This is a genomic window from Algoriphagus ornithinivorans (assembly GCF_900115305.1).
Classification (GTDB): Bacteria; Bacteroidota; Bacteroidia; order Cytophagales; family Cyclobacteriaceae; genus Algoriphagus; species Algoriphagus ornithinivorans.
Genome location: NZ_FOVW01000013.1, coordinates 37,081 through 51,705, shown reverse-complemented (window position 1 = coordinate 51,705; position 14,625 = coordinate 37,081). Strand labels below are relative to the sequence as shown.

General features: G+C 39.3%; 8 protein-coding genes. 4 read left to right on the top strand and 4 right to left on the bottom strand.

What is annotated here, in order from left to right:
- The first annotated feature begins 11 nt into the window (after window positions 1–11).
- Window positions 12–1,979, top strand: coding sequence for a tetratricopeptide repeat-containing sensor histidine kinase (locus tag BM073_RS17075; RefSeq protein WP_091655553.1), 1,968 nt, complete (start codon window positions 12–14; stop codon window positions 1,977–1,979).
- Here BM073_RS17075 and BM073_RS17070 read toward each other — a convergent pair.
- The 4 genes from BM073_RS17070 to BM073_RS17055 all read right to left on the bottom strand — a co-directional run bounded on the left by BM073_RS17070 (window position 1,965) and on the right by BM073_RS17055 (window position 8,812).
- Window positions 1,965–2,822 carry a type 2 periplasmic-binding domain-containing protein gene (locus BM073_RS17070; protein ID WP_091655552.1) on the bottom strand — a complete coding sequence of 286 codons (858 nt, stop codon included), beginning with the start codon at window positions 2,820–2,822 and terminating at the stop codon, window positions 1,965–1,967. The genes BM073_RS17075 and BM073_RS17070 overlap by 15 nt on opposite strands.
- A gap of 159 nt (window positions 2,823–2,981) precedes the next feature.
- On the bottom strand, window positions 2,982–4,262 hold the full coding sequence (locus BM073_RS17065) for an MFS transporter (RefSeq protein WP_091655598.1): 1,281 nt from the start codon (window positions 4,260–4,262) through the stop codon (window positions 2,982–2,984).
- Window positions 4,263–4,334: 72 nt separating this feature from the next.
- Complete coding sequence (locus tag BM073_RS17060; RefSeq protein WP_091655551.1) at window positions 4,335–6,776, bottom strand: glycoside hydrolase family 31 protein; 2,442 nt, start codon at window positions 6,774–6,776, stop codon at window positions 4,335–4,337.
- 998 nt (window positions 6,777–7,774) lie between these two features.
- Entirely contained in the window at window positions 7,775–8,812 is a 1,038-nt protein-coding gene (locus tag BM073_RS17055; RefSeq protein ID WP_091655550.1) for a LacI family DNA-binding transcriptional regulator, read from the bottom strand.
- 344 nt (window positions 8,813–9,156) lie between these two features.
- Here BM073_RS17055 and BM073_RS17050 point away from each other — a divergent pair, with 344 nt between their 5' ends.
- The 3 genes from BM073_RS17050 to fbaA all read left to right on the top strand — a co-directional run bounded on the left by BM073_RS17050 (window position 9,157) and on the right by fbaA (window position 14,327).
- Window positions 9,157–10,191: a SusE domain-containing protein gene (locus tag BM073_RS17050; RefSeq protein ID WP_091655549.1), complete on the top strand. Its 1,035-nt coding sequence runs from the start codon at window positions 9,157–9,159 to the stop codon at window positions 10,189–10,191.
- 174 nt (window positions 10,192–10,365) lie between these two features.
- On the top strand, window positions 10,366–13,164 hold the full coding sequence (locus BM073_RS17045; protein ID WP_091655548.1) for an alpha-amylase family glycosyl hydrolase: 2,799 nt from the start codon (window positions 10,366–10,368) through the stop codon (window positions 13,162–13,164).
- A 101-nt stretch (window positions 13,165–13,265) separates the two neighbouring features.
- Complete coding sequence (gene fbaA, locus BM073_RS17040) at window positions 13,266–14,327, top strand: class II fructose-bisphosphate aldolase (protein WP_091655547.1); 1,062 nt, start codon at window positions 13,266–13,268, stop codon at window positions 14,325–14,327.
- Window positions 14,328–14,625 lie beyond the last annotated feature (298 nt).

The following is a 14,625-nucleotide window of genomic DNA, read 5'->3' as shown; positions in this document are numbered from 1 at the left end:
CCTAACATGTCGTGAAGAAACTCAGATTATTTTGCGTACCGCTTTTTTCTTTTTTTCTGCTTGTATCAGCCGCTTTAGCCCAGAATGCAAGTATTGATAGCCTGAAGAACTCTCTTTCTATTTCCGAGGGAAAGGATAGATTGGACGTCTTGGTTGAACTTGCTTTTAGCTTACGAGAAATTTCTCAGGCAGAGGCATTGGTCTATGCATTGGAGGCTGAAAAACTTGCTCAGGACTTAAATGACCTTTCTGCGGAATCACAAGCCACAGAACATATAAGCTGGATTTATTATCGACAGGGCTTATGGCAAAAAGCTTTTGATTTTGCCAAAGAGTCTTATCAGCTTGCAAGAGAAGCAAACGATCTGACTCAAGTTGCCAGGGTTTTGAATAATATGGGAGCTCTTTATTATGAGCAGCAAAATTATTTAATGGCGATTGATCATTACAAAGATGCATTTTTAATTAGTCGAGAAGCTTCAGATGTTTATACCCAAATTAGGAGCTTGAACAATGTGGCAGTTAATTATTCACTTCTTGAGAACTATGATTCGGCGCTTTTTTATGCTAAAAAAGCGATTCATGTGAATGAAGAAAACGGCTCTCCATATTTGCCATCATTTTCCTATCGTGTTATCGGAGATATTTTATTTCAAAAGGGTGACCTAGATTCAGCACAGCTGATTTATGAAAAATCCTTGGATATGGCGCGTCAGAAGGGGACTTCTGCCTTCATGGCTAGCTTGCTCCATAGACTGGGAAGTACATACTTTCTTTTAGGAAAAAATATTCAAGCCGAGAAAATATTAGAAGAGGGGATAGCAATTTCGTCCAAGAATAATTTTAGGGATGAATTGGCAAAAAGCCATAAATACATGGCTCAGGTAATGGCTGAAAAAGGTGAGATAGATCTGGCTTTTCAGCACATGAATACTTATTCCAAAATCAATGATTCGCTGGTAGATAAGTCCAACAGAGATAGGATTGCCTTGATGCAGGGGATGTTCCAGCAAAATCTGGAAAAATCAGAACTTGAACTTCTAAAAGCTCAAAATGAAAATCAGGCGAACCGATTAGCCTTTATTAATAGGGTGGTCTGGATTATAAGTATTTGCGGTGGCTTGATTATCGCACTATTGGTTTGGCTGTTTAATCTTAAGCGGAATGTTGACAAGTATAATCGCGAATTAATCATTCAGCAAAACAAAATTGAAGAGCAAAATAGACATTTAGAACAAAGTGCTAAACAGCTGGAAGAAATCAACCAAACCAAAAATAAACTATTCTCAATCTTAGGGCATGACTTAAGAGGACCAGTCGGTCAGTTGAAGACAATTATCGATATTACTGTCAATAATCAACTAAGTCAAAGTGAGTTTGAGGAATTATTGCCTACTATGAAGCGTGATTTGGACTCAGTGCACTTTACCCTATCTAATACATTGAGATGGTCTACTGCTCAGATGGAAGGTTTCACTGTAAATCCAACGAAGGTAAACTTAAGGACAATTGTTGATGCCACCTTGTCCTTATTAGATGCTCAATTAAAGGCTAAGCAGATTGAAATTCTAGTAGAAATGCCTGAGCATTTAGAAGTTTGCCTGGATAAAGATTTGATGGAGGTGATAGTGAGAAATATCCTGAATAATGCCATCAAATATTCCGAAAAGGGCAATAAGATTTTGGTCACTGTCACAGAGAATCAGGGAGTATTGGAATGGTGTGTGAAAGATGAGGGAATTGGAATGTCAGAAGGCCAAATTCAGAAAATTTTGAGCGATGAATACAGTATTACTAATTCTCGATTAGGAACAAATAATGAAAAGGGTTCTGGTCTTGGACTTCAGGTTTGTAAGGAATTTATCCGACTGATTAATGGAGAATTATCCATTGAAAGTGAGCCAAATAAGGGATCAAAAGTTTGTGTAAATATTCCCGTGGAGGTTTTAGAAAGTAACAGAGAGTTAGTCAACTCTTAAAAACTCTGAAGCATTAGGGATTTCAGAGATGATTCCCAAATCCAGCATTTTTTTCATAGCCTTAATCATCTCATCTGAATTGACTTCTTTGGTCACAGCCCAATCAGTTTGGGAAAACCACAAGGTGACATCCTCTTTTTTCAATGAATATTTCTCAGAAATTTCAGATATCGTTTGGGATGGATTCGCCTTCAAATATTGAGATTCTTGATATACCAGGTCTCTTAATTTAAAAATCCAGGTATCAAATTCTTTTAAGGCCTTATCAGATGCTATTATTGAGAAGCATGGCCAAGGACTTGGAACCTCACCAATTCTTTTCAATTCATGGGAATCTACCCAAGGTTTGGTTGTGAATTTCTCCCATAAGAAAATTCCTTCAGCATTTCTCTGATAAGCCTCCAAAGCTCCGGGTAAGTTGCTAACTACCTCAAAACTTAAATCAGCTGCATTCCAAGATTCTCTTTCAGCCAAAACCAAGGCCATCAAATTAGATCCTGACCCTGGCCTGCTTATGTAAAAATGAGGTGATTGAATATCGGAAATCTGATTGATTGAACTTTTTCCTCCCACATGAACTCCCCAAATCAAAGGAGATTTGACATGATAGCCTATCATTTTGGAAGGATTGCCTTTTTGAAAATCCTGAATGAAGCTTTCGGTTAAAATCAAAGCCAAATCAGTTTCGTCGTTCCTCAATGCCTGATTCATTTGGCCTGAACCTCTACTTTCATCTATCCAGATCAATTCCACTCCTTCCTCGAGGAATGGCTGTTTTTCTATCACTCTTCTCCAGGGCAAGTTGAAATGTTCGGGAACTCCGGTAATTCTTAGGCTTTTCATCTGTTTATCCTTGTTTTCAATGGTCAGTAGAAATCTGGCTCAATTAATAATCCTTACCCTGTATGAAATTTTAGGCATCTCGATTTTATGACCTTATTTTCTACAAAAGTAAAAAGCCGGATCAATTTATTGTCCGGCTTTCAACATTTCTGGATTGAATCAATCGTGGATGGCTTTTTTGTCTGTGATGAGCAAATTTGAAAGCCCAGCTAAAATCAAAAGAGTTCCTGCCAGCAACATAGTGTTGATGACCTCTTCCCCGAAAAGTAGTTTATAGAGGAAATTCACTCCTCCCAAAGCTGCGATAATCTGTGGAATCACAATGAACATATTGAAAATCCCCATATAAACTCCCATCTTTTTGGGTTCTACCGAACTGGAAAGCATAGCATAAGGCATAGAAAGTATACTGGCCCAAGCTATTCCTACCAAAGAAAAGCAGATGTGAAGCATCCAAGGTTCACTGATAAAGTAAATCAGAATAAAACCGCAACCCCCTAATATTAAACTTGCCAAATGGAGTAATCTACGGTTGATTTTGATTTTGCTTGCTACAAAAGAGAGTATCAGAGCATAAAACATGGAGACTAGTCCATAAGTACCCAAATAATTTCCGACACTATCAGCCGCATCATTGTAAGCCACAGAAGTAGTGTCAGTCGCACCGAAAACATGTTCGGTAATAGCAGGAGTAGCAAAACTCCACATAGTGAAAAATGCAAACCAGGAAAAAAACTGTACTACTCCCAGCTTTTTCATTACCGAAGGCATTCCGACAATATTCTTGAAGATTTCTTTTACCCCGGTCAAAAAGCCCTTGCTTGCCTCTTTTTCCTTTTCAAACAGATCCATGTCTTCTGGAGGATATTCTTCAGTAGTCAGGATTGTATAAAGGATAGAAGAGAATAAAACGAATGCTCCAATGGCAAAAGCGTATTTTACAGAGTCAGGAACTACTCCGGCAGCCGCGGTATTCGGTACTCCCAGCTGGGTCATCATCCAGGGTAGGTTGGATGCAACCCAAGTTCCAATTCCAATGATCAAGGTTTGTACAACAAAACCGTAGGATCTTTGAGAATCAGGTAATTTGTCTGCAACTAATGCACGGAATGGCTCCATACTGATATTGATGGAAGCATCTAAAATCCATAAGGCCCCTGCGGCCATCCATAGGGCAGAGGAGTAGGGGGCAAGGAACAATGCGAATGTGCTGAATACTGCGCCTATAAAGAAGAAAGGTTTTCTCCTTCCAAATTTCGGATGCCAAGTTCTATCGCTTAGATATCCAACGATTGGTTGTACTAATAAACCTGTTAATGGTGCAGCAATCCACAAAAATGGAATGGCATCCTTATCTGCCCCTAGGGTTTGAAAAATCCGGGACATAAAACCGCCCTGTAGGGCAAATCCAAACTGAATTCCCAAAAATCCGAAACTCATATTCCAGATTTGCCAGAAACTCAGCCTTTGTTTGTTTTGGGTCATTGTTGATTTATTAGGTGGCTGGGTATTTTAAAATAAGCCTGATAGCTCAATTTTTTCTGGAAGATGCTCAAATTCTACAAACTTTAAAGAGCTAATTTCATGGTAAGGATGATCATGCTCCGGTAATGGATCAAATTCAGTCAATTTACCTAAGAAAGCATAATCTTCCGTGCTTAAAGCTTGAGATTCTCCATTAACAAAAATCAGGTCTGTGTTAAATCCATGCAGGTAAACTCTTACTTTATTAAAGCTTGATTTTTGCTTTCCACTTGCTTTTTCTAGCGAGAGTTTTGATTCTTCTGCCTGATAAATCAATTCCCTTTTGAAAAATGCCCCATCCTGATAGTCGAAGGTCTTTCCATCATCTTCATAATGAGTGAAATGACTTTCTCCCTCGTCTTGGGCATAAAGATGAATCCTCAAAATACCGTCATGCATCTCCTCGGTATTTGAAACATCTGACTGCATGCTGAAAATTGACCCTGCTTTTACAAATACTGGCAAGTAGTTTAGAGGACAGTCCTGATAAATTTCCTTTTCTCCAGCATATTTTTCATCTGAAAAAAGATAATACCAAGAACCTTTTGGCAAGTATACTTTGGTGATCTCTTTGGTGCTTTCTACTGGTGCAACTAAAAAGCTGTCGCAAAACATATACTGGTTTTGATAGGCTGATAGGTAAATTTTGGAATCTAGTGGATTGGAAATCGCCAGACTTGCATTAATAGGAAGACCAGTTTGAGCACTTGAATGAAACTTGGAATAAATAGTAGGTAAAAGTCTGTATCTCAGCTTCATATAATTCCTGGATATTTCTTCTACCTCTTCTCCAAAAGCCCAAGGCTCCGCATCATTGCTGTTAATCATAGAATGAGCTCGATATAAAGGGGTGAAGGCACCAATACTCATCCATCTAGCGAAGAGTGACTTAGAGGCTTCTCCTGCAAATCCTCCCACATCATATCCGGCAAAGGCCACGCCGCTTAAGCCCAGGCTATTAACCAGCCTGATTCCTGCAAGCATATGTTCCTCACTTGCCACATTGTCTCCTGTCCAAGCTGCCGCATAGCGTTGTATGCCAGAGAATCCCGAACGGGTTAAGACAAAGGGCCTTTCTTCTTTTTTATTCCAAACTGCGCCTTCTTGTGCACTTCTGGCCATCTGCATTCCATAAATGTTTCTGGCTTTTCTATGGGAAGATACATCGCCTTCGAAATCAAATTCGATTAGGTTGGGAGTATGTTGCCCCCAAGAGGCAGGTTCATTCATGTCTGTCCAAAAGCCATCCACTCCAGCTTCGGTATAAAAGGCCATTTTTTCTGCCCACCAAGTTCTAGTTTCTTCTTTTGTAAAATCAGGGAAAGCACACCAACCCGGCCAAACCTGCGCTTGATATTCTGCCCCATCAGGATATTTCACAAAAAGGTCTTTTTCTTTCCCCTCTTCATAAGGGAGATAACCTTTTTCAGTTTTTATTCCAGGATCCATGATGACTACCACCCGGAAACCTTTGGATTTCAAGTATGTGATCAGTGACTTTGGATCTGAAAATTTGATACTATCAAAGGTGAAAACCTTGTAGGCTTCCATGTGATGTATATCCAGGTAAATCACATCAGCAGGCATGTCTTTATCTCTAAAGGTCTGAGCTAGGGTCTTTACCTCAGAATCCGGATAATAACTATACCTACATTGCTGAAATCCCAATGACCATTTTGGGGGCAGTTGCATTTTACCAGTCAGTTCGGTGTACTTGGAAATAATCCCACCCACTACTTTTTCATGAATGAAATAATAGTCCATTTCCCCATCTTCTGCTGAAAAGTAAATGAAACGATTGGTGCTCGCCCCAAAGTTGAATACGGACTTATGCGTATTGTCAAAAAATATCCCATAAGCACCTTTTTGATGTACTCCGATATAGAATGGAATACTCATGTAAAGCGGATCATCTCCTGTGCCGTAAGCGAAATAGTCTGTATTCCAATTGGTATAAGCATTTCCAGCCCTATTGAGATTACCTGTTTTCTCGCCAAGTCCTATGAATTTTTCGTCTTCCTGAACTTTCTTGTAACAACTCACCTCAGTTCCGATCCAGGAAATCCCCAAAGAATCATCTTGATTGAGGAGATTTCCGGTCTTATCAAAAAATGAGACTGCAAATTTTTGGGAATCTACTTTAGCCTGAATTTCAGAAGTTTTCAAAATCAAAAAATCATTGCTTTCTGAAACTTCAAATGGTGCCTCATTAGGTTCCATTACCACGCTATAAGGATTGGGGTTGAATTCATCCAGAAGGCTGGCTTGAACGCGAATGATGCTTTGATCAAAAATACTTAATTGGAAAAATCCATTTTCTGTTTTCCCCTTGATCCCAATTGGAGTCCTTTCCCAATCCAGAATTTTTCCCATTCCCATGAATCTGGAAGAAGAGGATTTTTTTAAGAGTTCGGTCTGCTGGCTATTCATAGATTTATCCAAGTAAATAATTCAGGCTAATTGCTAAGTTAGAAACGAATATGAATGATAAAAACCGCATTTAAATAGGGTATAAGGCTATTTTATATCGCCTAAAAATTTAATATAGCCACTGTTGGAAATTTTGACCTATTCAATCGATTGCACTTTTTTTCCAAAAAAGCTTTAAAAATTTTTATCAGGGATAAAATTTTTCAAGGATAAGTGGTCAATAAGGTGTTTTTCTAGGTCAAATGATAAGGAGGTCTATCTTGATGAAGGCATATTTTGAAAAATATCTTTCTAAGCTGCTCGAGATTTGCAATCTCGAGCTCCTGTCGTAGGATTTGTAATCCGAAGAACCCTCCAAGGGTTTGTCAGAAAGATGGTAAAGTCATTTTTTTATCAATAACCTAATTTGATAAATCTCCTAGAGGGCCGAAATGAGATTCTCGAATGTCTTGCTGGGACGTTGATTTAGTTTCCAAACATTGATCTCGGGCCAGCGCTGGGGTATTTGTTGATTATATCTTTACCCCAGGTTTCACCTGGGGCTAATACGTTTCGCTCCTTTGGAGCTTTTGAAGCTTGTTCCATCGAAGATTTATCTCGCAGAAGGCATGCCTTTATCTATCTTTTAAAATTTCTTCTCTATTGCAATTCAAAAATTGTGTTGGGAATAAATAATTCTCTGAAGACATATTTCAATTTATTTCTACTGTACTTCAACTAAAATCCCCCTTGCCCCCTTTTACAAAGCTTTAGTCCTAAACCTTATTTACATTTTCAAAGGGGGAATTGACCCGTATCTTGCCGAAGGCATATCTTAATCTATCTTGAAAAATATCTTTTCTATTATTTCGCCGAAGGCGTATTTCAATATATTTCTACTGTATTTCTTTTTCTATTTCGCCGCAGTCGAATTTCTATCTATTTCTACTGTATTTCTCTAGACAAATATGTCGCCGAAGGCATATTTTGATAATATCTTTAAAAAGTATCTTATCAAGTTACCCCTTCAATCTCACAGATGACTTTCTGACCAATAACTCTGTTTCCAAGGTCAAGGCTTCTTTTACCTCCTCAGGATTCACTTTCTTTTCGATGATGTCTAGCAGCATCTCGGTTGCTTTGGCACCCATATTAAATCCTGGCTGGGCCACGGAAGAAAGGCTAGGTTCTATCATGGAACAAAACTGCCAGTTGCTGAAACCGACGATTCCTACATCTTCTGGAACTCGTAATCCTGCCGCTTTGCATGCTAGCATAGCCCCTACAGCTGCCATGTCATTATTTCCAAAGAAGGCATCAGGCGTTTGCTTGAGATTATCCAAAAGTGATTTGGTGATTTTTTGCCCTTCATCGCTGGTGCCGATAGGACATTCTACAATCAGATCTTCGTCAATGGCAATACCGTAATTTTTCAATGCATCTCTATATCCTCTTTCCCGTTCTTGGCTGATTTTTAGATTTTTGGGACCTGCTAAATGGACAATTCTGGAATATCCTTGGGTGATTAAATGGGAAACAGCATCAAAGGCACCCTGATAATCATCCACCATTACATTGATAGCATTTGGGATTTCTGGAACCCGATCGAAAAAGACTATGGGATATCCTTGATCCAATAATCTGGAGAAGTGATTGAAATCCTTTGTTTCCTTTGAATAGCTCACCAAAAAACCATCAATCTGATTGGAAAGCATGGTGTCAATACTGGACTGTTCCCGGTCTAATTTCTCATTGGTTTGAGTCAAAATCACATTATATCCCCGGGAGTAAGCCACCTCCTCAATTCCGGAAATTACAGTGGAAAAAAAGAAATGTACAACTTCAGGAATAATCACGCCTATGGTAAAAGACCGACTTTTTCTCAAGGAAAGTGCAATGGCATTGGGTCTGTAATTCAGTTTCTTAGCAAGCTCTTTTACCTTACGCTTGGTCTCATCACTGATTCCCGGATAGTCTTTCAAAGCTCGCGAAACAGTAGAGGAAGAGACATTTAGCTCCCTTGCGATATCCTTGATAGTGGCTTGTTCAATCTTCATAAAATTATAATATTCCCAGAATTGAATATATGGCTATTTGATCCAAAATGAATAAGTAAATAACAGCCATTTTTTTTGATTTTCACCAAAATACTGAAACCAAAGGAATTAAGTGAAAAAAATCTTTTGAAATGCAAACGTTGACGCAAACGATTGCAATAAAAAATTAGGTGGGTTCAAGACTCAGTCTATTGTTTTCTTTTTTTTACTCACTTATTATTTGAAAGGATTAAGACATAACTCCTTTTGAAAAACCCAGAATTAAAGAGTTGAAATTGTCTTTTTCCAAGAATTCATAAAACATTAACAAAAACACCAAAATCTATTACAAACTCTTACACACTATGAAAGCATTCAAAAGATTAAGCCTTATTGCAGCGATAATTCCTGTGATTTGGGGATGTGACAATTACGAAATGCCTCCAATTATTCCACAAACGGGAGCCACTTTGAGTAGCCCTGCGAATGGATCAAGTTTAGTTTTAAATTCCCAAGACCCTGAGGAATTGATTCCGTTTACCGTTACTGCTGCTGATTTTGGAATGCAAGGCACAGTAACTTATTCTTTGGAAATGGATTTGGCTGGGGCAAATTTCGCGAAGCCAATCGCATTGGGAAGTAGCACTTCTAATATTATCGAAGCACTTACATCCAAGATCAATGATGAATTAATCGCTAAGGGTGCAGCTTTTGATGTGCCTGTAAATGTGGACTTCCGTGTAAAGTCTACGATCAATCAGCCTCTTTCTCCAATTTTCGGAGAGGTGGTGACTCTTGCAGTTACTCCATTCAATACAGATGTAGAATTCCCTGTAATGTATGTACCTGGAGATTATCAAGGATGGAATCCGGAAAACGAAATGACGGTATTGAAGTCAGTGAATTTCGATGATGTTTATGAAGGATATGTTCACATTTTGCCAGGAGGTACTGGTGAATTCAAAGTAAATGAGACTAACAGCTGGGATGTTAATTATGGAGACAATGGAGCTAATGGTACGCTGGATAGAGATGGTGATAATATCAAAGTAACCAAATTCGGGACTTTTTTCATGAAAGTTGACTTAGCTGCTAAAACCTATACTTTAAGCGAACCACTTTATTGGGGAATTATCGGAGACGCTACAGCAGGTGGATGGGACTCTGAAACCAAAATGCAGTTTGACAGAGAAAACAATGTGTTGAAAATCACTGCTGACTTGAAGAAAGGCGAAATGAAATTTAGAGCCAATCAAAGCTGGAGCCATAACTATGGGGGAGCTAATGGTGAATTAACACCAGATGGAGCAAACATTCAGGTGGCTGAAGCGGGTAACTATACTGTGACGCTTAACTTTACTGAGCCTGGAGCTGTGACTTACACATTGACCAAGAACTAAAAGGCTATATTTATTCAAAAAAACCGACTGGAGTATTAATCAGCTCTGGTCGGTTCTTTCCATTTCAAGAATCCCATACTCTAACCATAAACTGGAGATTTTGGAGATTCTGAATAAATTTAAAATACCTTTTGGATTAGGCTATTTTGCCGCTGAATAGAAATTAATTCCCCAATGAAAAAAAGTTTACTCTTTCTCGTTTCCCTAGTATTTTTTGCCTTTAATCCTGGCCTGTTTGCTCAGGTTACTACCGAGCCGGCTGTACCCAATGCGTCTCAAAAAATCAAAATCATTTATGATGCATCAAAAGGTACAAGCGGTTTAAAAGATTGTAATTGCGATGTTTTTATACACATAGGAGCGGTTACTCAAGGTCCTGCTTCGACAACATGGTCTATTGTTCCTTTTCAGTGGGGAACCAATGATCCCAAAGCCAAGATGACTAAAGTGGCTGGGCAGGCCAATATTTACACTTACGAACTGACACCGGATACTTTTTTTGATAATCCAAATGGCCTTACCATTTACCGTTTGGGAATGGTTTTTAGAAATGTAGATGGCACCAAGGAAGGGAAAACTTCCGCAAATGGAGACTTTTTTGTTGACCTAGCACAAGGATTCACTGTTCAGATTACCAATCCAAGTGGGCCCTCCATTTCTTTGGAAGAAGGCGAAAATTTAACTTTTAAAGCACAAACTTCTGCTCCTGCTGATATCAGTTTTGAATTGAATGGCACAGAGGTGAAAAAAGCCAGTAATGTGGAAGTATTGGAGTATGCCTACACAGCTGCGTCTGCTGGAAATTATACTTTGACGGCAAAAGCTGTTCAGGGTTCGAATACGGATACAGAGTCTGTAAATATCGTCGTTTTTGGAGCCTCAGAGGTAGCAGCCTTGCCAAGCGGAGCGAGATTAGGGATCAATTATATTTCTGACACGGAGGTTATTTTGGCTTTGCAGGCGCCTGGGAAAAAACTCGCCCATGTCATAGGAGATTTTAACGACTGGAAAGTTTTGCCTGAGTATCAAATGAAAAGAACCCCGGATGGGGAAATATTCTGGTTAAAATTGGAAGGTCTGACTCCGAAGCAAGAATACATTTTTCAGTATCTGGTGGATGCAAGTATTAGGATAGGAGATCCATATGCCGATAAAACCTCAGATCCATTCAATGATCAGGAAATTATCCAACAAAATAGGCATCCTGGTTTAAAACCCTATCCAACCGGAAAAACAGAATTTCAGGCTACCTATCTACAAACTGCTCAGGATAAGTACGCTTGGAAAAACACCTCCTACACAAAGCCATCTCCTGAGAAATTGGTCATTTATGAACTTTTGGTCAGAGATTTTGATGAGAAAAGAACCTATCAGGCTGTAATTGATCGATTGGATTATCTAAAAGACCTGGGGGTCAATGCCATAGAATTAATGCCAGTAGGGGAGTTTGAAGGAAATTTATCCTGGGGCTACAATCCTTCCTTCTTTTTTGCACCGGATAAATACTATGGGACCAAAAATGATTTGAAACGCCTAATAGATGAGGCTCATGGAAAGGGAATCATGATCATATTGGATATGGTGTTAAACCATGCCTTTGGTCAAAATCCGATGGTTCGACTTTTTAATGATGGAGATTATGGAGCTCCAACTGAAGACAACCCTTGGTTTAACCGGGTGGCAAAACACCCATTTAATGTGGGCTACGATTTCAATCATGAAAGTAAATACACCCAGGCCTTTGTAGATTCTGTCAACAATTATTGGTTGACCGAATACAAGGTAGACGGTTTCCGTTTTGATTTATCCAAAGGATTTACCCAAGTCAACACGGGAGACAATGTTGGGCTTTGGTCTCAATACGATCCTAGTAGAGTCAAGATCTGGAAGCATATTTATGATAAAATAAAAGCCAATCACCCCGATGCTTATGTGATTTTGGAGCACTTGGCAGCCAATGAAGAGGAAAAAGAGCTGGCGGATTATGGAATGATGTTTTGGGGAAATATGAATTTCGATTTTCGTGAGATGGCCAAGGGAGAAAACAAGGACTTTTCCTGGGCCTCCCATAAAAACCGTAATTGGAACGAGCCCAACTTAGTTGCTTACATGGAATCCCATGATGAGGAAAGAGTAATGTGGGAATCTTTAAATTTTGGGAAAACTTCTCCAATTAATATCAAGCAATTGGAAAACGCCGTCAACAGAAATCAATTATTGACAGCTTTTTACTTTGCCGTTCCTGGACCTAAAATGATCTGGCAGTTCGGAGAGTTTGGCTATGATGTAGAGCTAAATAATGATCGATTGGGTATCAAACCTACCCGATGGAATTATTTGGATCAGCCACAAAGACAGCGGCTTTTCAAATTATATAAGGAAATGATCAAGTTGAAAAAGGATCATCAGGCTTTCAACAAACCCAATAAATCCAGTTTGAGTCTAAGCGGAGCGGTAAAATCCATTATTTTGGAGCATCCGGATATGGATGTGGTTCTTCATGGGAATTTTGGGCTTTCCAATGCAGGAAATGTCAGCCTCTCTTTTCCTAGAACTGGAACTTGGTACAATTACTTTACCGGAGAGGAATTCAATGTAAGCAGTACCACTGTAAGCTTTAATCTTAGACCTTCTGAGTTTGTGCTTTTCACTAGCAAGAAGCTCCCTAAGCCTAACCCAGGAATTGTTCAGGAAGATTTTGTGACTTCAGTTCCTAAGGAAATAATCCCGGCCGGTGAGTTCAAACTCTATCCGAATCCGGCAGCACAACAGCTGAATGTACAGTTGCCTGAAGGAATGACTGCTGCTAATTATCGCATCGTGGATATGAGCGGAAGAGTAATGTATTCAGGAGAAAGTAGGGGAATTGATCAGATTTTAGAATTCGATTTGGGTAATTTTAAGTCGGGTATTTATATCTTTGAAGCGTTTGACAACAGACGGGTGCTGCATCAGCGCTTTATTAAGGATTAACCAAACCTAAAAACATGAAATGCCCATGAGGAAAAATCTCACACAGGGGGATGATTATTTTGGGCATTCCATATGACCTCTAAAAAACAAATTATAAACAGATGAAATTTAAACCAGGAGTAAAATACGGACAGGAGCTCAGAGATTTGTATGCTTATGCAAAGGAAAATGAGTTTGCAATGCCGGCGGTAAATGTCATTGGTACCAATTCAGTGAATGCTGTATTGGAAACAGCCAAGAAAGTGAATTCCCCGGTGATCATTCAATTTTCCAATGGAGGAGCACAATTTTTCGCAGGAAAAGGATTAGCAAATGATAAGCAGCAGGCAAGTATAGCAGGTGCTGTATCGGGTGCGCATCACGTGCATCAGATGGCCGAAGCTTATGGTGTACCTGTGATTTTGCACACAGATCATGCTGCTTTGAAGTTATTGCCTTGGATTGATGGCATGCTGGAAGCTGGCAAAGCCTATTACGCAACTCACAAGAAGCCTTTGTTCTCTTCTCATATGTTGGATCTTTCAGAAGAGCCTTTGGAAGAAAATGTAGAAATCTCCTGCAAGTATTTCAGAGAGTTTGAAAAGCTTCAAATGGCTATAGAAATCGAGCTTGGAGTAACTGGAGGGGAAGAGGATGGAGTTGATAACACAGACGTGGATTCTTCCAAACTTTATACTCAGCCTGAAGAAGTGGCTTATGCTTATGAGCATTTGAAGCAAATTGGTGACTTGTTTACTATTGCTGCTGCTTTTGGAAACGTTCATGGTGTGTACAAGCCTGGGAATGTCAGTTTGAAGCCAATTATTTTGAAAAACTCACAGGACTATATTAATGAGAAATACGGCACTACCGGAAAGCCATTGAACTTTGTGTTCCACGGAGGTTCAGGCTCATCAGTTGAGGAAATCAGAGAAGCTAATTCTTATGGTTCTATCAAAATGAACATTGACACCGATATGCAATGGGCTATGTGGGAAGGTGTTCTTCATTATTACAAAAAGAACGAAGGCTATCTTCAAACCCAGTTGGGCAACCCAGAAGGTGCTGATAGCCCTAACAAAAAATATTATGACCCACGTGTTTGGTTGAGAAAAGGCGAAGAGAACTTTGTGAAACGCCTGGAAATGGCCTTTGACATGCTCAACGCGGTCAATAAAAACTAAAATAGACCTCAAAAAAGTCACTTTAATCGGTGACTTTTTTATTGACCTACTCCGACTGAATTGGAGGAAATAAAAGAATGTGATTATCCGCAATCATGCCAGTTACCTTATTTTCTTTGCTTGACCGATTGGAAGACCGATGACCGAAGACCGAAGCTTCGGGATTCTGATCCATTTAGCTGACAATAAGCCATATTTTATTGTTACTTGTAAGAAAGCGGATATCCGTATAAAAGAAAATCAAACGAAATAACTCAAAGTGTTCATTGTTCAGAGTTAAGAGACGCTGCTCATGAAC